Source organism: Sphingomonas sorbitolis (assembly GCF_036663875.1).
In the GTDB taxonomy this organism is placed as follows: domain Bacteria; phylum Pseudomonadota; class Alphaproteobacteria; order Sphingomonadales; family Sphingomonadaceae; genus Sphingomonas.
Genome location: NZ_JAXOJS010000002.1, coordinates 112933 through 133414, shown reverse-complemented (window position 1 = coordinate 133414; position 20482 = coordinate 112933). Strand labels below are relative to the sequence as shown.

General features: G+C 64.2%; 30 protein-coding genes. 27 read left to right on the top strand and 3 right to left on the bottom strand.

Annotation, left to right across the window (positions count from 1 at the left end):
* Nucleotides 1–118: 118 nt before the first annotated feature.
* Nucleotides 119–424 (top strand): hypothetical protein, encoded by a 306-nt coding sequence (locus U1763_RS05870; RefSeq protein ID WP_332754503.1) that lies wholly within the window; start codon nucleotides 119–121, stop codon nucleotides 422–424.
* A 120-nt stretch (nucleotides 425–544) separates the two neighbouring features.
* Here U1763_RS05870 and U1763_RS05865 read toward each other — a convergent pair whose 3' ends face one another.
* Nucleotides 545–919: an endonuclease domain-containing protein gene (locus tag U1763_RS05865; protein ID WP_332754502.1), complete on the bottom strand. Its 375-nt coding sequence runs from the start codon at nucleotides 917–919 to the stop codon at nucleotides 545–547.
* A 300-nt stretch (nucleotides 920–1219) separates the two neighbouring features.
* Between U1763_RS05865 and rpsJ the strand changes: the two genes are divergently transcribed.
* The 26 genes from rpsJ to U1763_RS05735 all read left to right on the top strand — a co-directional run bounded on the left by rpsJ (nucleotide 1220) and on the right by U1763_RS05735 (nucleotide 18190).
* Nucleotides 1220–1528: a 30S ribosomal protein S10 gene (rpsJ, locus tag U1763_RS05860; RefSeq protein ID WP_007406109.1), complete on the top strand. Its 309-nt coding sequence runs from the start codon at nucleotides 1220–1222 to the stop codon at nucleotides 1526–1528.
* 358 nt (nucleotides 1529–1886) lie between these two features.
* Nucleotides 1887–2633 (top strand): 50S ribosomal protein L3, encoded by a 747-nt coding sequence (gene rplC, locus U1763_RS05855; RefSeq protein WP_133031706.1) that lies wholly within the window; start codon nucleotides 1887–1889, stop codon nucleotides 2631–2633.
* Nucleotides 2634–2635: 2 nt separating this feature from the next.
* Nucleotides 2636–3262 carry a 50S ribosomal protein L4 gene (gene rplD / locus U1763_RS05850; protein WP_056047616.1) on the top strand — a complete coding sequence of 209 codons (627 nt, stop codon included), beginning with the start codon at nucleotides 2636–2638 and terminating at the stop codon, nucleotides 3260–3262.
* Entirely contained in the window at nucleotides 3255–3569 is a 315-nt protein-coding gene (locus U1763_RS05845; RefSeq protein ID WP_056047618.1) for a 50S ribosomal protein L23, read from the top strand. The genes rplD and U1763_RS05845 overlap by 8 nt, the downstream gene beginning before the upstream one ends.
* 4 nt (nucleotides 3570–3573) lie before the next feature.
* Nucleotides 3574–4413, top strand: a complete 840-nt coding sequence (gene rplB / locus U1763_RS05840; protein WP_055872649.1) for a 50S ribosomal protein L2 — start codon at nucleotides 3574–3576, stop codon at nucleotides 4411–4413.
* Between the two features lies 1 nt (nucleotide 4414).
* Nucleotides 4415–4690: a 30S ribosomal protein S19 gene (gene rpsS / locus U1763_RS05835; protein ID WP_031393761.1), complete on the top strand. Its 276-nt coding sequence runs from the start codon at nucleotides 4415–4417 to the stop codon at nucleotides 4688–4690.
* A complete protein-coding gene (gene rplV, locus U1763_RS05830) occupies nucleotides 4690–5067 on the top strand; it encodes a 50S ribosomal protein L22 (RefSeq protein WP_056047621.1) in 378 nt (125 codons plus the stop codon). The genes rpsS and rplV overlap by 1 nt, the downstream gene beginning before the upstream one ends.
* Nucleotides 5067–5774 carry a 30S ribosomal protein S3 gene (rpsC, locus tag U1763_RS05825; protein ID WP_055872646.1) on the top strand — a complete coding sequence of 236 codons (708 nt, stop codon included), beginning with the start codon at nucleotides 5067–5069 and terminating at the stop codon, nucleotides 5772–5774. Before rplV ends, rpsC begins: the two co-directional genes overlap by 1 nt.
* A 15-nt stretch (nucleotides 5775–5789) precedes the next feature.
* Nucleotides 5790–6224: a 50S ribosomal protein L16 gene (rplP, locus tag U1763_RS05820; protein WP_031393758.1), complete on the top strand. Its 435-nt coding sequence runs from the start codon at nucleotides 5790–5792 to the stop codon at nucleotides 6222–6224.
* A 4-nt stretch (nucleotides 6225–6228) separates the two neighbouring features.
* Nucleotides 6229–6435, top strand: coding sequence for a 50S ribosomal protein L29 (rpmC, locus tag U1763_RS05815; protein ID WP_055872644.1), 207 nt, complete (start codon nucleotides 6229–6231; stop codon nucleotides 6433–6435).
* Nucleotides 6436–6445: 10 nt separating this feature from the next.
* Nucleotides 6446–6718: a 30S ribosomal protein S17 gene (gene rpsQ / locus U1763_RS05810; protein ID WP_031393756.1), complete on the top strand. Its 273-nt coding sequence runs from the start codon at nucleotides 6446–6448 to the stop codon at nucleotides 6716–6718.
* A 267-nt stretch (nucleotides 6719–6985) separates the two neighbouring features.
* Nucleotides 6986–7354, top strand: coding sequence for a 50S ribosomal protein L14 (rplN, locus tag U1763_RS05805; RefSeq protein ID WP_031393755.1), 369 nt, complete (start codon nucleotides 6986–6988; stop codon nucleotides 7352–7354).
* The gene (gene rplX, locus U1763_RS05800; protein ID WP_056047623.1) at nucleotides 7354–7671 is read left to right on the top strand and encodes a 50S ribosomal protein L24; all 318 of its coding nucleotides are present in this window, start codon (nucleotides 7354–7356) and stop codon (nucleotides 7669–7671) included. The genes rplN and rplX overlap by 1 nt, the downstream gene beginning before the upstream one ends.
* A gap of 49 nt (nucleotides 7672–7720) precedes the next feature.
* A complete protein-coding gene (gene rplE, locus U1763_RS05795) occupies nucleotides 7721–8284 on the top strand; it encodes a 50S ribosomal protein L5 (protein WP_082441396.1) in 564 nt (187 codons plus the stop codon).
* A gap of 128 nt (nucleotides 8285–8412) precedes the next feature.
* Nucleotides 8413–8718, top strand: a complete 306-nt coding sequence (rpsN, locus tag U1763_RS05790; protein WP_056015537.1) for a 30S ribosomal protein S14 — start codon at nucleotides 8413–8415, stop codon at nucleotides 8716–8718.
* 10 nt (nucleotides 8719–8728) lie between these two features.
* Entirely contained in the window at nucleotides 8729–9124 is a 396-nt protein-coding gene (gene rpsH / locus U1763_RS05785) for a 30S ribosomal protein S8 (RefSeq protein WP_031393751.1), read from the top strand.
* Nucleotides 9124–9657 (top strand): 50S ribosomal protein L6, encoded by a 534-nt coding sequence (gene rplF / locus U1763_RS05780; protein WP_056047628.1) that lies wholly within the window; start codon nucleotides 9124–9126, stop codon nucleotides 9655–9657. Before rpsH ends, rplF begins: the two co-directional genes overlap by 1 nt.
* The gene (gene rplR, locus U1763_RS05775) at nucleotides 9657–10013 is read left to right on the top strand and encodes a 50S ribosomal protein L18 (RefSeq protein WP_031393749.1); all 357 of its coding nucleotides are present in this window, start codon (nucleotides 9657–9659) and stop codon (nucleotides 10011–10013) included. The genes rplF and rplR overlap by 1 nt, the downstream gene beginning before the upstream one ends.
* 3 nt (nucleotides 10014–10016) lie before the next feature.
* Entirely contained in the window at nucleotides 10017–10811 is a 795-nt protein-coding gene (gene rpsE, locus U1763_RS05770) for a 30S ribosomal protein S5 (RefSeq protein WP_060524133.1), read from the top strand.
* Between the two features lie 6 nt (nucleotides 10812–10817).
* Nucleotides 10818–10994, top strand: coding sequence for a 50S ribosomal protein L30 (gene rpmD / locus U1763_RS05765; RefSeq protein ID WP_332754501.1), 177 nt, complete (start codon nucleotides 10818–10820; stop codon nucleotides 10992–10994).
* Nucleotides 10995–11114: 120 nt separating this feature from the next.
* Nucleotides 11115–11657 (top strand): 50S ribosomal protein L15, encoded by a 543-nt coding sequence (gene rplO / locus U1763_RS05760; protein WP_332754500.1) that lies wholly within the window; start codon nucleotides 11115–11117, stop codon nucleotides 11655–11657.
* Between the two features lie 382 nt (nucleotides 11658–12039).
* Nucleotides 12040–13404 carry a preprotein translocase subunit SecY gene (secY, locus tag U1763_RS05755; RefSeq protein ID WP_055872627.1) on the top strand — a complete coding sequence of 455 codons (1365 nt, stop codon included), beginning with the start codon at nucleotides 12040–12042 and terminating at the stop codon, nucleotides 13402–13404.
* Nucleotides 13405–13456: 52 nt separating this feature from the next.
* Nucleotides 13457–14104, top strand: a complete 648-nt coding sequence (locus U1763_RS05750) for an adenylate kinase (protein ID WP_332754499.1) — start codon at nucleotides 13457–13459, stop codon at nucleotides 14102–14104.
* A 595-nt stretch (nucleotides 14105–14699) separates the two neighbouring features.
* Nucleotides 14700–15392: a winged helix-turn-helix domain-containing protein gene (locus U1763_RS05745; protein WP_132741525.1), complete on the top strand. Its 693-nt coding sequence runs from the start codon at nucleotides 14700–14702 to the stop codon at nucleotides 15390–15392.
* 9 nt (nucleotides 15393–15401) lie between these two features.
* On the top strand, nucleotides 15402–16748 hold the full coding sequence (locus tag U1763_RS05740; RefSeq protein ID WP_332754498.1) for a sensor histidine kinase: 1347 nt from the start codon (nucleotides 15402–15404) through the stop codon (nucleotides 16746–16748).
* Between the two features lie 182 nt (nucleotides 16749–16930).
* Complete coding sequence (locus U1763_RS05735) at nucleotides 16931–18190, top strand: MFS transporter (protein ID WP_332754497.1); 1260 nt, start codon at nucleotides 16931–16933, stop codon at nucleotides 18188–18190.
* 58 nt (nucleotides 18191–18248) lie between these two features.
* Here U1763_RS05735 and rsmD read toward each other — a convergent pair whose 3' ends face one another.
* A complete protein-coding gene (rsmD, locus tag U1763_RS05730; protein WP_332754496.1) occupies nucleotides 18249–18785 on the bottom strand; it encodes a 16S rRNA (guanine(966)-N(2))-methyltransferase RsmD in 537 nt (178 codons plus the stop codon).
* A complete protein-coding gene (locus U1763_RS21095) occupies nucleotides 18785–20377 on the bottom strand; it encodes a pseudouridine synthase (RefSeq protein ID WP_443026887.1) in 1593 nt (530 codons plus the stop codon). The genes rsmD and U1763_RS21095 overlap by 1 nt, the downstream gene beginning before the upstream one ends.
* Nucleotides 20378–20482 lie beyond the last annotated feature (105 nt).

Genomic DNA, 20482 nt, shown 5'->3' with positions numbered 1-20482 from the left:
CCGCTAGGTACTGACTGGTGGCATCTGCCCTCGCCCAATTGCAAACACCCGCGTGTAAGTGCAGGCTGTCTTAATGAGGAGCCTAACTCTCGCAGTGCTAGCTGCTCTACGGATCCCAATGGACGTGGGGTTGACTGAGGCTCGGCCGCTCAAAGCGCATTTTGCCGACGCTGCTTTGCCACAACCCAAGCAAACGCTCACGTTGTCCGGACCAATAGCGACCTTATCGAAGGTGCTGAAGCAACTTACATCTCAGCCGCATTCGTGGAGCGCGGCGCCGGTCGAAAAGTCGGGTAATGTAGCTAGCGTACGTTTGAGTTGGCCAGGTCAGCTCAGCTACAAGGATTTAGGTGGTATTCTCTACCTGGTACAACTGAACGGCTTGACCATTTCCGATACCGAACTGCTGTTGCAGAATTCCTGACGGCAATCTGCCGTGTAATGTCGGTATTTATGGTGGAATTAGGAAGAGTAGCAGACAACTCGCGAATCCTCCCCCGCTAGGGGGAGGTGGCGCCGGAGGCGTCGGAGGGGGAGGGGGCGATTAGCTCTCGATGGTGGTTCGGCGTTGGAGTGCGATGGACGTGATCTGGCGGACGACACCGTCGAGGTTGGCTAGCATTTCTCGGGCTGGGTAGCGGAGGACTTGGATGTTCTGGCTGACTAGACACGCGTCTCGCGCTGCGTCTCGTTGGGGGCGGTTACCGTGGTTGTGGGCTTCGCCGTCGACTTCGATCGCGAGTCGGGCTGGGGCGCAGTAGAAGTCCAGGACGTAGGGGCCGGCTGCGTGTTGTCTGCGGAAGCGTAGGCCTTCTTCGTTTCGTCTTAACGCCAGCCAGAGAGCGATCTCCGGTGGGGTCATCTGTTTTCGCAGGCGCTTGGCGTTGCTGCGGCCGGGTAGGGATCCCTCGAGCTTCATCGCTTGCCTCCCCCTCCGTCACGCTTTGCGTGCCACCTCCCCCTGGCGGGGGAGGATCGAGTAGTGAGCCGATCTTAGCCGCAGGGCGTGGCTAGCTGCAATCCTCCCCCGCAAGGGGGAGGTGGCGCCGAAGGTGACGGAGGGGGAGGGTAGGGCGCCCTTCGTTATTGTCGGTCGCCTGGAAAACCCGCAACCCCCAGTTGCATTTTGCCCGACTCTCCCGTAATGGCCCGCCTTCGGTTTAAACATCAACCAGCAAGAGCCCGGAAACGGGCCCGCTCTTTCGCATCGGTAGGGACTATGGACAGCAATATCCGCATTCGTCTGAAGGCGTTCGATCACCGTGTGCTCGATCAGGCCACTGGCGACATCGCCGACACCGCACGCCGCACCGGCGCGCTCATCCGCGGTCCGATTCCCCTTCCGACGCGCATCGAAAAGTTCACCGTGAACCGCGGCCCGCACATCGACAAGAAGTCGCGCGAGCAGTTCGAGGTGCGCACGTACAAGCGTATGCTGGATATCGTCCAGCCGACGCCGCAGACGGTCGATGCGCTGATGAAGCTGGACCTCGCCGCTGGCGTTGACGTCGAGATCAAACTCGCCTGACGCGAGTTTGCCTTTAGTCCCCGCGAAGGCGGGGATCCAGCTTGTTGACGTAGTCAACGGGCTGGCCTATGGGCTGGCGCGGCGCGGTCGACCGGTAACGGTCCCGCGCCGTTCGACATTGGGATACCGCCGTCGGTGAAAACCGACGGGGCAGCGTCCCCCGTCACGCTTCCGCATTTGCAGGAGCACCAGCCCGGGACGGGGGCACGTTTCGTATTTACCGGGTTGAACCGACTCCATTCAGGGCATTTGCCGGGGATGGGGTCAGGTGGACGCATCATGGAGCTCGCTCCGGACATGGTCCGCAAGCCCCCGAGGAATAGTCCGACGGGGCCTCTGTCTAGGAAGGGACAAGATCATGCGTACTGGCGTGATCGCGAAGAAGATGGGGATGACCCGCCTGTTCCAGGAAGATGGTCGGCACGTGCCGGTCACCGTTCTGGCACTCGAAGGCAATCAGGTCGTTTCCGTTCGCGAAATGGATCGTGACGGCTACACTGCCGTCCAGCTTGGTGCAGGTGTCGCCAAGTCGAAGAATGTCGCAAAGCCGCAGCGCGGCCATTTCGGCAAGGCCGAAGTGGAGCCCAAGGCTGTCGTCCATGAGTTCCGTGTGAACGCAGACGGCCTGCTCGACGTCGGCGCCGAGATTTCGGCTGACCACTACGTCGCAGGCCAGATCGTCGATATCCAGGGCAAGACCCAGGGTAAGGGCTTTCAGGGCGGCATGAAGCGTTGGGGCTTCGGCGGTCTGCGGGCAACCCACGGCGTGTCGGTCTCGCACCGTTCGCTCGGTTCGACCGGTCAGCGCCAGGATCCGGGCAAGGTCTTCAAGAACAAGAAGATGGCCGGCCACATGGGCGACAAGTACCGCACCCAGCAGAACCTCGAGATCGTATCGACGGACGTCGAGCGTGGTCTCCTGTTCGTCAAGGGTTCGGTTCCTGGCTCCAAGGGCGGCTGGCTCTTCGTCAAGGATTCGGTGAAGGTCGCGCGCCACGCCGACGCACCGTTCCCCGCCGGTCTCAAGACCGCAAACAGCAACACCGCAGCAGACACGCCGGCCGAAATGACCGACGCACCTGCAGCCGACGGCCAGGAGGGCTGAGCGTGAAGATCAAGGTTTCATCTTTCGCCGGCACCGACGCAGCGGACATCGAGCTCAACGACGAGGTCTTCGGCCTCGATCCACGCGCCGACATCCTGCACCGTGTCGTCACCTGGCAGCTCGAGAAGCGTCGCGAGACGGCTCGTGGCACCCGTGAGCGCGCAGACGTCGCACGTACCGGCAAGAAGTTCGGTCGCCAGAAGGGCGGCGGTACGGCTCGTCACGGCGATCGTCGCGCACCGGTGTTCATCGGTGGTGGTAAGGCTCACGGCGCACGCGTCCGTGACTTCAACCCGTCGCTGAACAAGAAGGTTCGCTCGCTCGGCCTGCGGATGGCTCTCAGCAGCCACGCCAAGGCGGGTTCGCTGGTCATCATGGACAGCCTGGCTGTCGAGGGTGGCAAGACCAAGACGCTGCAGGGCGATCTCGCAAAGCTCGGCTTCGGCAAGCGTGCGCTCGTCATCGACGGCGACATGGTCGACACCAGCTTCGCATTCGCTGCGGGCAACCTGTACGAAGTGAACGTGATGCCGGCTGCCGGCGCGAACGTTTACGACATCCTGAAGCATGACACGCTGGTGCTGACGCGCGCCGCTGTCGAAAAGCTGGAGGCGCGCTTCCATGGCTAAGAAGCAGAAGGCGGGCATCGATAATCGTCATTACGACGTTATCCTGGCCCCGCACATCACCGAGAAGACGACGACCCTGTCGGAGTTCAACGCGGTTGTGTTCAAGGTATCGAACGATGCCACGAAGCCCGAGATCAAGGCGGCCGTTGAGGCGCTGTTCGACGTGAACGTCGTCGGCGTGAACACGCTCGTCCAGAAGGGCAAGACCAAGAAGTGGAAGGGCACGAACTATTCGCGCTCCGACATGAAAAAGGCAATCGTGACGTTGAAGGACGGTCAGTCCATCGACGTGACGACGGGGATCTGAGGCCATGGCACTCAAGCATTATAATCCGACATCGCCGGCACGCCGCGGTCTCATCCTGGTCGACAAGTCGTCGCTCTGGAAGGGTCGCCCCGTCAAGGCGCTGACCGAAGGTAAGCACAAGACCGGCGGTCGTAACAACAAGGGCCATGTGACCTCGCGCGGCATCGCCGGCGGTCACAAGCAGAAGTACCGCTATATCGACTTCAAGCGTCGCAAGTGGGACGTCGAAGGCACCGTCGAGCGGATCGAGTATGATCCCAACCGCACCGCGTTCATCGCCCTGGTCAAGTACCCGGACGAGGAACTCGCCTATATCCTGGCGCCACAGCGTCTGGCCGTCGGCGACAAGGTCCTCGCGGCCAAGAAGACCGACGTGAAGCCAGGCAATGCCATGGAACTCGGTCAGATGCCGGTCGGCACCATCGTCCACAACGTGGAGATGAAGCCGATGAAGGGTGGCCAGATCGCCCGTTCGGCCGGCACGTACGTGCAGGTCGTCGGTCGCGACAAGGGCATGGTGATGGTCCGCCTGAACTCGGGCGAGCAGCGCTACATTCGCAGCGATTGCATGGCGACGGTTGGCGCGGTCTCGAACCCCGACAACCAGAACCAGAACCTGGGCAAGGCAGGCCGTTCGCGCTGGATGGGTATCCGTCCTCTGACCCGCGGCGTCGCCAAGAACCCGGTCGACCATCCGCACGGCGGTGGTGAAGGCCGTACCTCGGGTGGCCGTCATCCGGTTACGCCTTGGGGTAAGCCGACGAAGGGTGCGCGCACGCGTCATAACAAGTCGACCGACAAGATGATCATCCGGTCGCGTCATTCGACGAAGAGGAAGGGCTAACATGGCTCGTTCAGTCTGGAAGGGCCCCTTCGTGGACCTTCATCTGCTCAAGAAGGCAGAAACCGCCCAGGACACCAACGCGCGTTCGCCGATCAAGACCTGGTCGCGTCGCTCGACGATCCTGCCGTCGTTCGTGGGTCTCACGTTCAACGTCTATAACGGCCGCAAGTTCGTGCCCGTCTCGGTCAACGAAGACATGGTCGGCATGAAGCTCGGTGAGTTCGCGCCCACGCGCTACTTCCCCGGCCACTCCGCCGACAAGAAGGGCAAGCGCTGATGTCTAAGCAAGTCAGCCCGCGCAAGGTCGCGGACAACGAGGCGCTTTCGGTCGGTACGCAGATCCGTGGTTCCGCGCAAAAGCTCGGCCTCGTGGCTGCGCTGATCCGTGGCAAGAAGGTCGGCGATGCGATGAACATCCTCGCCTTCTCGACCAAGGGCATGGCGATCGAAGCGCGCAAGGTGCTGGCCTCGGCCATCGCCAACGCCGAGAACAACCATAACCTCGACGTCGACGCACTCGTCGTCGCCGAGGCTTCGGTCGGCAAGTCGATCACGATGAAGCGCTTCGCTACCCGCGGCCGCGGCAAGTCGACCCGCATTCTCAAGCCATTCAGCCGTCTGCGCATCGTCGTGCGCGAGCAGGAAGAAGCATAATGGGTCAGAAGAGCAACCCCATCGGTCTGCGTCTGCAGATCAACCGTACCTGGGATAGCCGCTGGTACGCCGAAGGCGCCGACTATGGTCGGCTCCTGCTCGAGGATCTCAAGATCCGCGCATTCATCATGAAGACGCTGCCGCAGGCCGCGATCTCCAAGGTGGTCATCGAGCGTCCGGCCAAGCTGGCCCGCATCTCCATCTTCGCTGCACGCCCCGGCGTGATCATCGGCAAGAAGGGTGCGGACATCGAGAAGCTGCGTTCGACGATCGGCAAGATGACGTCGTCGACCGTGTCGCTGAACATCGTCGAGATCCGCAAGCCGGAAGTCGATGCGCGTCTCGTCGCGCAGGGCATCGCCGATCAGCTCGAGCGTCGTATCGCCTTCCGCCGCGCCATGAAGCGTGCGGTCCAGTCGGCGATGCGTCTCGGTGCCGAGGGCATCCGGGTGAACTGCGGTGGCCGTCTTGGCGGCGCCGAGATCGCACGGTCGGAGAGCTATCGTGAGGGTCGGGTTCCGTTGCACACGCTGCGCGCGAACATCGATTATGCCGAGGCTACGGCGCACACGTCCTACGGCGTTTGCGGCGTGAAGGTCTGGGTCTTCAAGGGCGAGATTCTCGGCAATGATCCGACGTCGTACGACCGCATCATGATGGAGGCTCAGACCTCCGGCGTGCGGCCGCAGCGCGACGATCGTCGCTAAGGGGCAGGAACAGACATGCTGCAACCAAAAAAGACCAAGTTCCGGAAGGCCTTCAAGGGCAAGATTTCGGGCGACGCCAAGAGTGGCTTCTCGCTCAATTTCGGCTCCTACGGCCTGAAGGCGATGGAACCCGACCGGATCACCGCACGCCAGATCGAGGCGGCCCGCCGCGCGATCACGCGTCACATGAAGCGCCAGGGGCGTTTGTGGATCCGCATCTTCCCAGACCTTCCGGTCTCGGGAAAGCCAGCCGAAGTCCGCATGGGTAAGGGCAAGGGCGCGCCGGAATATTGGGCCGCTCGCGTCAAGCCGGGTCGGATCCTGTTCGAGCTCGACGGCGTCGACGGCAAGATCGCCGCCGAGGCGTTCGAGCGGGCGGCCATGAAGCTGCCGATCAAGGTAAAGGTCGTTGCCCGCCTGGGCGACACCTCGCATCTGGGAGGCGAGTAAGATCATGGCTCGTATCGACGACATGAAGACCAAGAGCGACGACCAGCTGTCGGAGTCGCTCGGCGAACTGAAGCGCGAGCAGTTCAACCTGCGCTTCCAGGCCGCCACGAACCAGCTCGAAAAGCCGAGCCGCGTTCGTGAGGTCCGCCGCGACATCGCTCGCATCAAGACCCTGCAGGCTCAGCGCACCAGCGCTGAAGCCGCGAAGTAAGGAACGTATCATGCCGAAGCGCGTGCTGACCGGTCTGGTCGTGTCCGACAAGGGCGACAAGACGGTGGTCGTGAACGTCGAGCGTAAGGTGAAGCACCCGCTCTACGGGAAGATCATCCGTCGCTCGAAGAAGTATCATGCTCATGACGAGAGCAACGAGTTCAAGCAGGGCGAGACCGTGCGGATCGAAGAGACCGCACCAATCTCCAAGCTGAAGACCTGGAAGGTGATCGAGCGGGTCAACACCCACGCGACGCCGGAGCGGGCTTCGGCCGAGGGCTGAACTGGTATGCTCCAAACCCCGTCTTCCCAGCGAAAGCTGGGATCTCGTGGTGAGGGGCGATCGGCTCGAACAGGGATACCCCAGCTTTCGCTGGGGTGACGGGTTTGAGTTAAGAGGGCAGGGGGGAAACCTCCTGCGCTCTTGTTTTCGTAAACGGGAACGGCTAAGCGGCCGCTCCTCCCCGCTGCGGTTCGTCCGTGGCGGGGTGATTTTTTAGGCGGGGTTCGGTCGGTATCGACCCCAGAGACAGAGAAGGGATACGGATCCATGATCCAGATGCAGTCCAATCTCGACGTCGCTGACAACAGCGGCGCGAAGCGGGTGCAGTGCATCAAGGTGCTTGGGGGTTCCAAGCGTCGTGTTGCAGGCGTTGGCGACATCATCGTCGTCAGCATCAAGGAAGCGCAGCCACGTGGCCGTGTGAAGAAGGGCGACGTTCACCGCGCAGTGATCGTGCGTACCGCCAAGGATATCCGCCGTGCAGACGGTACGGTCATCCGCTTCGACGGCAATGCCGCGGTGCTGGTCAACAAGAACGAGGAGCCGATCGGCACCCGTATCTTTGGCCCAGTCGTTCGCGAGCTGCGCGGCAAGAAGCACATGAAGATCATCAGCCTTGCGCCGGAGGTGCTGTAATGGCGTCGCAGCGTATCAAGAAGGGTGACAAGGTCATCGTCCTGTCCGGCAAGGACAAGGGCAAGACCGGTGAAGTCACCGTCTCCATGCCGAAGACCGACAAGGTCGTCGTATCGGGCGTCAACATCGCCGTGCGCCACACCAAGCCGACTCAGGGTGACCCGCAGGGTGGCCTGATCCGCAAGGAAGCACCGATGCACGTTTCGAAGGTCGCGCACGTGACCGCCGACGGCAAGCCGACCCGCGTCCGCTTCGAGGAGCAGGACGGCAAGAAGGTCCGCGTCGCCGTCAAGACCGGGGAGAAGATCAATGGTTGATCAGAACACTGGCGAGCAGGCCGGCACCGAGGCCGTCTACGTCGCGCGCATGCGCAAGCTGTACGACGAGACGATCATCAAGGCGATGACCGAGAAGTTTGGTTACAAGAACGTCATGGAGATCCCGCGGCTCGACAAGATCGTGCTGAACATGGGCGTCGGCGAAGCTACGCAGGACAAGAAGAAGGTCGACCAGGCTGCTTCCGAAATGGAGCTGATCGCCGGCCAGAAGCCTGTCGTGACGAAGGCCAAGAAGTCGATCGCGCAGTTCAAGCTGCGTGAGGGCATGCCGATCGGCGTGAAGGTCACCCTTCGCCGTGAGCGCATGTACGAGTTCCTCGACCGTTTCATCACGATCGCTCTTCCCCGCGTCCGCGATTTCCGCGGGCTCAACCCGAAGAGCTTCGATGGCCGTGGCAACTATGCCTGCGGTATCAAGGAGCAGATCGTGTTCCCAGAAATCAGCTATGACCGGGTCGACAAGGTCCGCGGCATGGATGTGATCGTGACGACGACCGCAAAGACCGACGACGAGGCTCGCGAGCTTCTCCGTCTGTTCGGTTTCCCGTTCCCGATCGAAGACGACGCTGCCGACGAGAAGAAGGCAGCTTAATCTAAGTCCCCCTCCCGCTTGCGGGAGGGGTCAGGGGAGGGGCCTCGCGCGTAACAGGCGTTGGTCCTTCCCTCCCCCAACCCCTCCCGCAAGCGGGAGGGGAGCTAGCAAAGAAAGAACTTAAGTCGATGGCGAAACTGAGTTCAGTCAACAAGAACGAGCGCCGCAAGCGCATGGTCAAGCAGTATGCCCCGAAGTACGCGGCACTGAAGGCAATCGCAGCGGATAAGACGCTCGACGACGGTGAGCGTCTGATCGCTCGCCTCAAGATGGCGGCACTGCCGCGCAACGCGAACCCGACCCGCATCCGTAACCGGTGCGAGCTGACCGGTCGCCCGCGCGCCTATTACCGCAAGTTCCGGCTCTGCCGTATTCAGCTGCGCGATCTGGCCAACAAGGGCCTCATCCCCGGCGTCACGAAGTCGAGCTGGTAAGGACTAAATCATGGCAGTGACCGATCCCCTGGGTGATTTGCTCACCCGTATCCGTAATGGCCAGCGCGCGAAGAAGGACTCCGTCCTCACGCCGGCGTCGAAGCTGCGCGTCCGCGTGCTCGACGTTCTGCAGCGCGAAGGCTACATCCGTGGCTATAGCGAAGAGCAGATGGGCCCCGCGGCCGGCCTTCGCATCGAGCTGAAGTATTTCGAGGGCCAGCCTGCGATCAAGCATGTCGCGCGCGTCTCGAAGCCCGGCCGTCGCGTCTATTCCGGCTCGCAGGAACTCCCGCGCGTCCGTAACGGCCTCGGCATCACCATCGTCTCGACGCCCCGCGGCGTGCTGTCGGATTCCGAAGCACGCGAGCAGAACGTCGGCGGCGAAGTCCTCGCGGAGGTGTTCTGATGAGCCGCATTGGTAAGAAGCCGGTCACCGTACCGGCGGGCATCACGCCGACCATCGAGAACAAGCAGCTGACCATGAAGGGCCCCAAGGGTACCCTCAAGATGCCGCTTCGCGACGAGATCAGCTACACGATCGAAGACGGCGGCATTTCGGTGCAGCCGGCCAACGACACCAAGCGCGCTCGCGCGTTCTGGGGCATGCAGCGGACCATGGTGCAGAACCTGGTCACCGGCGTGTCGGAAGGCTTCACCAAGAAGCTGCTGATCACCGGCGTCGGCTATCGTGCCGCAGCGCAGGGTCGCAACCTCAAGCTGCAGCTCGGCTACAGCCACGACGTCAACATCGACGTGCCGGAGGGGATCGAAGTCAAGACCCCCGACAACACGACGATCGAGATCTCGGGTTCGGACAAGCAGATGGTCGGTCAGCTGGCCGCGGAAATTCGTCAGTGGCGCAAGCCCGAGCCTTACAAGGGCAAGGGTATCAAGTACGACGGCGAGTTCATCTTCCGCAAGGAAGGGAAGAAGAAGTAATGACCAAGGGACTTTCTCTTTTCGCCAAGCGGCGTCGCCGCAACCGTACCGCGCTCCGCGCACGTGCAGGCACCCGTCCGCGGTTGTCGGTGCATCGCTCGGGCAAGCACATCTATGCCCAGGTGATCGACGATGCCGCCGGCACGACGGTCGCATCGGCCTCGACGCTGGAGAAGGACGTGCGCGGCACGTCCGGCGCCAACATCGACGCGGCGACTTCGGTCGGCAAGCGCGTCGCCGAGGCTGCCAAGGCAGCGGGCGTGACCCAGGTCGTGTTCGATCGCGGCGGCTTCCTCTACCACGGTCGCGTGAAGGCTCTTGCCGATGCCGCGCGCGAAGCCGGATTGGAGTTCTAAGACATGGCTGACGAAAACAACACGCCGGCAGTAATCGCTCCCGAGACGACCGCACAGGACGTCACGGCTCAGAACGTTCCGCAGAGCACTGGCTATCAGGGCAACAACGGTGGCGGTCGCGGTCGCGGCGGTCCCGGTGGCGGCGGCGGCGGTGGTCGTGGTGGCCCCGGCGGCAATCGCAGCGGTGGCCCAGGCGGCAACCGCGGTGGTCGTGATGGCGGTCGCGGTCGCGACAATCGTGGCGGTCGTCCCGGTGCGGACGATGGCGGCGAAGAGCTGATCGAGAAGCTGGTGCACATCAACCGCGTCTCGAAGACGGTCAAGGGCGGTAAGCGCTTCGGCTTCGCAGCACTGGTCGTCGTCGGCGACGGCAAGGGTCGTGCAGGCTTCGGTCATGGCAAGGCACGCGAAGTGCCTGAAGCCATCTCGAAGGCGACGGCTGCTGCCAAGAAGAAGATGGTTCGCGTTCCGTTGAAGGACGGTCGCACGCTGCATCATGACGGCAACGGCCACTTCGGTGCCGGCAAGGTCACGCTGCGGTCGGCACCTCAGGGTACCGGCATCATCGCCGGTGGCCCGATGCGCGCAGTCTTCGAATCGCTGGGCGTTGCGGACGTTGTGACCAAGTCGGTCGGTACGTCGAACCCCTACAACATGATCCGCGCCACGTTCGAGGCCCTTGGCGAGCAGACCTCGCCCAAGGCCGTCGCACAGCGTCGCGGCAAGAAGATCGCCGACCTGCTCGGCCATGGTGGTTCGAAGACCGCCGAGGCCGATGCAGCTGCGATCACGGAGTAAGCGATCATGGCAACCATCAAGATCACGCAGACCGGTTCGCCGATCCGCCGCGAGAAGGATCAGCGCGCAACGCTGATCGGTCTCGGTCTCAACAAGATGCACAAGACCCGCGAGCTGCAAGACAGCCCAGAGGTCCGCGGCATGATCCGCAAGGTGCAGCACATGGTGTCGGTCGAAGGCTGAGCCTTCACGCTACCTAGTGACAAATACCGGGAAGGGGGCTAACGGCCCCCTTCCTTATTTCCGGATTCGAACCCGGCGATTTCAAACCAGCGCGTAACAAGCGAAAGCGAGTGCATTACCATGAAGCTCAACGAACTCCGCGATAACGAAGGTGCCCGAAAGTCCAAGATGCGCGTCGGACGCGGCATCGGCTCGGGCAAGGGCAAGACCGCAGGCCGCGGCCAGAAGGGCCAGAAGAGCCGCGAGGGCGTGTCCATCGCCGGCTTCGAAGGCGGCCAGATGCCACTGCACATGCGTCTGCCTAAGCGCGGCTTCAACAACATCTTCCGCAAGGACTTCGCAGAGGTCAACCTCGGCGCGATCCAGCTCGCGGTCGACGCCGGCAAGATCGAGGCTAACGCCACGCTCGACCACGACGCGCTGAAGGCCGCTGGCCTGGCACGCGGCGGCAAGGACGGCGTCCGCCTCCTCGCCAAGGGCGAGCTGACCACGGTCCTCTCGTTCACCGTCGACGGCGCGTCGAAGGGCGCGATCGAAGCGGTCGAGAAGATCGGCGGCAAGGTCGAGGTGATCCACTTCGTCCCCGCAGCCGAGAAGGCTGCCGCCAAGAAGGGCGTGAAGTACAAGGAGCGTGCGGCGCGCAAGGCGTCGTTCAAGGCCTGACCTTGATGGGGGAGGGGGTGCCGAGTGCGCTCCCTCCCCTTTTCGTTAAGGGCTTCTGAGATGCTCCGCCGTGGCAGCCCACGCGATCTCACCCCCATCCCGTTCGTGCCGAGTAGAGGTCGAGCGTAGTCGAGAACTCGTATCGAGGTACAAGACCCAAGCGGGCCAGTCCTTCGATACGCCGTCTCGACAAGCTCGACGGCTACTCGGGACGAACGGAATGGGGTGAGGGCAACAAGACGGCGGAATTGAATGGACGAGGTGGTTCTCCACCCATCCATATCCGCCTTAGCCATTAGACAAGCGCGCCCGTGCGCCTATATGAGCGGCGGGGGCGGTCACAACGCATCCCGCCTTCTTTGTTTCCAGGACGATCACACGCATGGCATCCGCAGCCGACCAGATGGCGCAAAGCATCAGCCTTTCGAAATTCGCGAAGGCTACCGACCTCAAGAAGCGGTTGTGGTTCACGATCGGTGCGCTGATCATTTTCCGCCTGCTCAGCTATGTCCCGCTGCCGGGTGTCGACCCAACCGCGCTCGGCCTGCTCTCGCAGCAGACGCAGGGCGGCGTGCTTGATTTCTTCAACACCTTCTCGGGTGGTTCGCTCAGCCGCATGTCGCTGATCGCGCTCGGCGTGATGCCCTACATCACCGCCTCGATCGTGGTGCAGCTCGCGACTTCGCTGTCGCCGACGCTCGCCGCCATCAAGAAGGACGGCGAATCGGGTCGCAAGCGCCTCAACCAGTACACGCGCTACGGCACCGTCGGCCTGACCGCGGTGCAGGGCTATTTCATCGCCGTCGGCCTTGAGACGCTCGGCGCGGCACAGGGCATCCAGGCGGTTATCGAGCCCGGCATGATGTTCCGCGTCGCCGCGGTCATCTCGCTGATCGGCGGCACGATGTTCCTGATGTGGCTCGGCGAGCAGATCACCAGCCGCGGCATCGGCAACGGTGTCTCGCTGATCATCATGGCCGGCATCGTCGCGCATCTCCCCGTCACGCTCGTCAACCTGCTCGAAGGCGGCCGTTCGGGTTCGCTCGATCCGATCAAGCTGATCGGCATCGTCGTGGCGGTGGTCGTGCTGATCCTCTTCATCTGCTTCATGGAGCGCGCGCAGCGCCGCATCCTGATCCAGTATCCCAAGCGCCAGACGCAGCGCGGCATGCAGGCCGATCGCAGCCATCTCCCGCTGAAGATCAACACCGCCGGTGTGATCCCGCCGATCTTCGCGTCGTCGCTGCTGCTGATGCCGCTGACGATCTCGCAGTTCGCCGGTCAGCGCGTCGCGGGTGAATCGAAGTGGGGTGACTTCATCATCACGCTCAACCAGTATCTGCAGCACGGCTCACCCGTGTACATGCTGCTGTACGGCGCCGGCATCATCTTCTTCTCGTTCTTCTACACCGCGGTCGTCTTCAACCCCGAGGAAACCGCGGACAATTTGAAGCGCAATGGCGGGTTCATTCCCGGCATCCGCCCGGGCAAGAATACCGAGAATTACTTCGATTACGTGCTGACGCGCATCACCGTGATCGGTGCGGCGTATCTGACGATCATCTGCCTGTTGCCCGAATATCTGGTGACCGCCTTGCAGATCCCGTTCTACCTCGGTGGCACCAGCCTGCTGATCGTCGTCAACGTGACGATGGACACGGTGACGCAGATCCAGTCGCACCTGCTGGCGCACCAGTATGGCGACCTGATCAAGAAGGCGAAGCTCAAGGGCAATCGACTTCGCTAATCCGCGCGTCTAACGCGGTAAAAATCCTGCACGAACGAGGGGAGTGCGTTTCGTGAATATCATCCTTCTTGGACCGCCTGGCGCGGGCAAGGGCACCCAGGCCGCCACGCTCGTCAACGAGCGCGGCATGGTGCAGCTTTCGACCGGCGACATGCTGCGCGCAGCGGTCGCTGCCGGAACGCCGGTTGGCCTTCAGGCGAAGTCCGTGATGGAATCGGGCGGTCTCGTCTCGGACGAGATCGTGTCGGGTATCATCGGCGAGCGTCTTGACCAGCCGGACACCGCGAACGGCGTCATCTTCGACGGCTATCCGCGCACGGCCGCTCAAGCCGAGGCGCTTGACGGCTTGCTCGCCGATCGTGGACGCACGCTCGACTACGTGATCGAACTCGGCGTCGACGAAGCCGCGCTGATCGACCGGGTCGTCGGCCGCTACACCTGCGCCAAGTGCGGCACGGGGTACCACGATCGCTACAAGAAGCCGGCCGTGGCCGGTGTCTGCGACGTCTGCGGCTCGACCGAGTTCAAGCGCCGTCCTGACGACAACGCCGAAACCGTCCACAATCGCATGGCCGAATACCGCGCGAAGACCGCGCCGATCCTGCCGATCTACGACGCTAGGGGCCTGGTCCACCGCGTCGACGGTATGGCCGACATCGCGCACGTCGGTTCGGCGATCGCCGCGATCCTCGACAAGTAATAGGCGTAAGTGAGCGTGTTCCCCCCGCGAAGGCGGGGGCCCAGGCTGGGCCCCCGCCTTCGCGGGGGGAACACGGCATCGGGCGTGAAGTTCTTACGCCTCCTTCTCTTACGCTTCTCTGTTTCTCCCCCTCCCACTCCGTCATCCCGGCGAACGCCGGGACCCATGGTTGCGGAATTGGTGGTGGTTGCAAGCTAACGGATGATCCGCCGTATCCGTGGGTCCCGGCGTTCGCCGGAATGACGGGGAGGGGCCGGGACGTATCGCGCGGGTGCTTTGCTAGCTTGATCCCACAACGCGCGGCGGTACCGCCTTCGTATTCGTATTCGTATTCGTATTCGTATTCGCGTTGCTCTTACCGTCGCCCGCGCCCCCAACATGACGCAATTGTCACCCGTCGGTCATCGCCCTGATCCCCACCCGATCCTAGAACCAACCCGTGGTCAGCAACGGCCGCACGCGTTTCCAGAGATCGGTGCCCGTCACTCCCGGGGGTACCGTGGGGGCCGGCGGGAAGACTTCTTTCCGCCGGCCTTTCCGTTTATGAGGGCAGGAGATAGTGACCGATTTCGGTGGCAGGGAAGGTGATAGCGCGTTGAGCCGCAAGATTTTGATCGTCGAGGACGATGCGTCGACATCCGCGTATCTTGCCAAGGGTTTAGCCGAAGCCGGGCATGCAATCGAAGCCTGCGCCGACGGCCGCGACGGCCTGTTCCTCGCCAGCGAGGGCATCTTCGACCTTATCATCGCCGACCGCATGCTGCCTGGCCTCGACGGCCTGTCGATGGTCAGCGCTATTCGTGCCGCCGGCATCGCCACGCCAGTCCTGATCCTGTCCGCGCTCGCCGCGGTCGACGACCGCGTCGATGGCCTCAAGGCAGGCGCCGACGATTATCTCTGCAAGCCGTTCTCCTTCGCTGAGCTCTCCGCCCGGATCGAGGCCATGCTCCGCCGCTCCGACCGCGCGGCGACCGAGCCGCAGAAGACGAAGCTTTCTGTCGGCGACCTGGAGATCGACCTGCTCGCTCGCGCGGTCTCGCGCGCCGGCCGCTCGATCCCACTGGGCGCGCGCGAGTTCAATCTGCTCGAATTCCTGGCGCGCCACGCCGGGCAGGTCGTGACGCGGACGATGATGCTCGAGAAGATCTGGAACTATCATTTCGATCCGGGCTCGAACGTGGTCGACGTGCATATCGGTCGCCTCCGCCGCAAGCTCGAGGACGGCTTCCCGACTCCGATCCTGCACACCGTGCGCGGCGCAGGCTACCGGCTCGCCGTTGAAAACTGATCCGGGGGAGTGATTCGCCTTTCGGTAACAGCCCGGATTGCGTTGCTCTCGATCGCGCTGGCGCTGGTGTCCAATCTGGCTCTTGTCGGCTTCGTCTGGAAGACCACCAGCGCCGATGCGATAGATGCGATTCGTCGCGAGACTACCGAGCAATCCGAAGCGTTGCGCGCAGTCTGGCGTAGCGGTGGGCTTCCCGCTGTCCGCCAGGCGATCGATGGTGCGGTTGTTCCCGGTGACGTTTCGCTCGTCCTCGCGGTGATCGACCCGGAGGGACGGGCGCTGGTGGGGATCGCGCCGGAACGGCTCGCGGTACCCCTTAAAACTACGCATTTCCGGATAGCGCGGCTCGGCGCCGACGAACTCTGGTCGGCGCGTGAGTCGGGCTACGCACTTCACCCGCTGGGCGATTATTGGCTACTCACAGGACGCAATCTCGACCTGATCGCCGCAGAGGAGCGCGCGATCGAGCGAGCGCTCGCGGTTGCCGTGTTCCTTTCGCTCGCGCTCGGCGTGGTCGGTGGCCTCGTTCTCACGCGCTATGTCGGCCGCCGGCTCGACGGTATCGCCAAGGCGATCGAAGCGGCGGGCGAGGGCGACCTTTCGCGTCGCGTCGACATGGTCGCCGGCGGTGGCGACGCGTTCGATCGTCTGGCCGCGCGGTTGAACGTCATGCTCGGCAAGCTCGAAGGCGTGATGGCCGAACTGCGAATCGTCACCGACAGCCTCGCGCACGACCTCCGTTCGCCCTTGGCGCGCCTGCGCACCAAGACCGAGCAGGCGGTGCTGATCGCCGATCCGGATGCGCGCGAGGCGGCGCTGGGCGGGCTGCTGGTCGAGACCGATCTCGTCATGCGGATGCTGACGATGGTGATCGAGATCAGCCGCTCGGGCTCGGTCTCGCGCGATCGCTTCATCGAAGTGTCGCCCGCGGACCTGTTGGAAGAGATCGGCGAACTCTACGCCCCCGTCGCGGAAGATGCAGGCCTCGTCTTCACGATCGCGATCGACGACCGACCGCCGCCGATGAAGCTCCACCGCGAACTGATCAGCCAGGCGATCACCAACTTGATCGACAACGCGCTTCGCCACGGCGCGGGGGGCGGCGAAGTCACGCTACGGATCGTCCACCGCACCGACGGCGTCGCGATCCAGGTCGAGGACCGCGGCCCCGGCATCGCCGCCGCCGACCGCGCACAGGCTTTGAAGCGTTTCGGCCGCCTCGATAGTGCACGGTCCACGCCCGGCGCAGGGCTCGGCATGGCGTTGATCGAAGCGGTAGCGCGGCTGCACGACGGTCACTTCGAACTGGCGGACAACGCGCCGGGCCTCGTCGCAAGAATCGTCCTTCCGGTCTGATCCTCCCCCGCCAGGGGGAGGTGGCTGGCGCTTGCCAGACGGAGGGGGAGGAAAGAGAAACCTCTGTTCCCTGTCCTCCCCCTCCGTCACCTTCGGCGACACCTCCCCCTGGCGGGGGAGGATCGTTCAATCGAGAACTGCAATCGGTTGACCGAAACCGCCGCCGCGGCGATGCCGTATGCATGACGACGCTAGCCTCCAACCGCCGCATCCTTGCCGCCAGCCTGGTCGGCACTGCGGTCGAGTTCTACGACTTCTACATCTACGCAACCGCCGCCGCGCTCGTGTTCGGCCCGCTGTTCTTCGCCGGGCAATCCGACTCCGCGCAGTTACTGCTCAGCTATGCGACGTTCGGGCTCGCGTTCGTCGCTCGCCCGGTCGGTGCGATCGTGTTCGGGCATTTCGGTGACCGTGTAGGGCGCAAATCCACGCTCGTCGCGTCGCTGCTGCTGATGGGCGGATCGACCGTCGGTATCGCCTTCCTGCCGACCTATGCGCAGGTCGGCTGGATCGCACCCGCATTGCTCTGTTTGATGCGGCTGGGGCAGGGGTTAGGCCTCGGCGGCGAATGGGGCGGGGCGGCGTTGCTCGCGGTCGAGAATGCGCCGCCGCACCGCAAGAATACTTGGGGCATGTTCCCGCCGCTTGGCGCACCTGTCGGCTTTCTCGCCGCCAATGGGCTGTTCCTCATCATCGGTCTTGTGCTCGACGAGGCGCAGTTCGTCGCGTGGGGCTGGCGAATCCCGTTCCTGTTGAGCGCGATCCTCGTCGGGCTCGGTCTCTGGGTACGCCTCAAGCTGACCGAGACGCCCGCCTTCCTCGAAGCGGAGGCGACCGAGGCGTTGCCCAAGGTGCCGATCGCAACGCTGCTGACGAAGCATTTGCGCGCTACGCTGGCTGGCACGTTTGGGGTCATTGCGTGCTTCGCGCTGTTCTACCTCGCGACCGCATTCGCGCTTGGCTACGGGACGAAGACGCTCGGCTATTCTCGCGAGACGTTTCTGGCGGTCGAACTGGTCGCGATCTGGTTCCTCGCCGGTGGCGTGATCGTCGCGAGCGTGCTGGCGGACCGGCATTCCGCGGCACGCATGCTGGCGATCGGGTTTGCTGGATGTATCGGCGTCGGCGCGTTGATGGCACCGATGCTCGGCTCGGGATCGCTGTTCACGGTGTGGCTGTGGCTGTCGGGCGCGCTGTTCGTGATGGGGTTCGCCTACGGACCCCTCGGCGGATGGCTGCCGAGCCTGTTCCCGGCGGGGGTGCGCTATACCGGTGTGTCGATGACGTTCAACTTGGGCGGTGTGCTCGGCGGTGCGCTCGCGCCGATCGTGGCGGAGGCGCTGGCACCGCGCGGGCTGTGGTTGGTCGGTGGGTATCTGATGGCGGCTGGGGTGTTGAGTCTTGGCGGGCTGCTGATTCTGGGCCGCGCGACCGAGAAATAGAATGTTCTCCCGCGAAGGCGGGAGCCCAGTCTGGGCTCCCGCCTTCGCGGGAGAACAATTATGCGGGGCGTAGCAGCGTCAGCCGCGCCTTGCCGTGCACGCGCGTGGCGTCGACCTCGAAGCCCGCCAGTTCGACGACTTCGGCCTTGGCCGTTTCCAGGCTGATCCACGTCACCGGCCCGACCCAACCCAGCCGTGACAGCTTGTCGAGCGCGACCAGCCCAGCACCGGTGTTGTACGGCGGATCCATCAAGATCACGTCGAGCGGGGCGGGCGCCGGCCCGAGCGCCATGACCGAGGTCGCGCGGACATCGCCGCGGATCTCCAGCTTGGCGAGGTTGCCCTTCAGCGCATCGACCGCCAGCTTGTCCGATTCGACGAACATGCACGTCGCCGCGCCGCGCGACAGCGCCTCGATCCCGAGCGCGCCCGAGCCTGCGAACAGATCGGCGACCGCCAACCCCTCGAAGCTGCCAACCCGACTCGTCAGCATCGAGAACAACGTCTCGCGCATCCGGTCGGCGGTCGGACGGGTCGAATCACCCTTGGGCGCGACGATCGGGCGTCCGCGCCATTGGCCTGCGATGATCCGCATCAGCGTTTCCCTCCACGTGGTGCACGGGGCGGATGACCGCGCCCTCCCGACGGACCCTTGCCAGGTGCCGTGGGACGAGTCCCCCGCTCGGGCCGTGCCGGCGCATCGCGCACCGGCCGCGGCTCGGCACCCGGACGTCCGGAAGCACTGCGCGCGGCACGTTTGTCGAGCGAACTGCGGCCGCGCGAATCATCGGCTTGCGGACGGAAGCCACGCTGCGGGTCCTGACGCTGCGGCGTTTCCGTGCGACGTGGCGTCACGGTGCCACCGGCGCCAACCCGAGATGGGGCCGCACGATCGCGGGGGGGCTTGGCGGCGCGGAAATGCTTGATCTTCGGGCTGGTGCTCAGCTCCTCGCCGCGATCCGCCCGCTCCTGGCGCACATAAGGCTTGGACATTTCGCCACTGGTCGGCCGGGCATGATGCGTGCCCGTCGGCCGAGCGGCATTCCGCGTGTCCGGCCGCGCCCAGGGATCGTTGACGTCGCCGCGCTGCATTGCGGCAGTCGGGCGGATCCGCTCGGGCCGCGCCGGTCGCGAAGGACGATCGGTCGGTGCTGCACCGCTGGAGAAGCCCGAACTCGCAGGCGCGGTGTACGGGCTCCGGGCAGGTGCACGCGCACCGCCAGGTGCAGGTCGCGCACCCGGTGCCGGCCTTGCACCCGTCGCAGGTCGCCCCGTCGACGCAGGACGGACGGCATTGCTGCCCCGCTGGCTCGATCGTGCGCCGATCCCGGCCCCCGCGCCGGCACTCGCGCTGATCCCGATATTCGCGCGCGCGCCCGGACCCTCCGGCCGTCCCTTTGCGAGCTCCTTCTGGAACGCGACGACGTCATGCTGCAGCACTTCGCCGATCTGCCCCGGCGGCAGGTCGCCGAGCACGAACGGGCCGTAGCGCGTCCGGATCAACCGCGAGACCTGCAACCCGAGATGCTCAAGCACGCGGCGGACTTCGCGGTTCTTGCCCTCGGTCAGGATCATCTCGATCCACACGTTCGCACCCGTCCGACGCTCGATATTCGCGTTGATCGATCCGTAGCGCACGCCCTCGATCTCGATCCCCTCGATCAGTTCCTCGAGCTGCGGCTGCGTGATGTTGCCGTAAGCACGCGCGCGATAGGCACGCTCGACGCCGGTCGCGGGCAGTTCGAGCTGGCGCTTGAGCCCACCGTCGGTGGTCATCAGCAACAGCCCCTCGGTGTTGAGATCGAGCCGACCGACCGGCACGAGGCGCGGCAGGTCCTGCGGCAGGCGATCGTAGATCGTCGTGCGACCGGCGGGATCGCGCTCGGTGACGAGCAGCCCGGTCGGCTTGTGATACAGGAACAGCCGCGCTGCGCTGGGCGCCTCGACCGGATCGCCGTCGACCGTCACGCCGGCGAGATTGCGCAGGATCGTCGCGGGCGTATCCAGCGTCGAGCCGTTGAGCGCGACGCGCCCCTCGGCGATCATCCGCTCGATATCGCGGCGCGAGGCGATCCCGGCGCGGGCGAGCAGCTTGGCGATGCGGTCGCCCTTGATCGGTGTGGCAGGAGTTACAGGCGCGTCGGGCGACGGGCTGGCAGTCGGGTTATCGTCTTTTGAAGTCGTCATGGCGCGGCTGATACTATGGATCGGCCGCCAGCGCGAAAATATTTGCGACCGTTCGTGCTGCGGTGCGTTAACACCCGCAAGCGTAACGACCTTTCGCGCGCGACC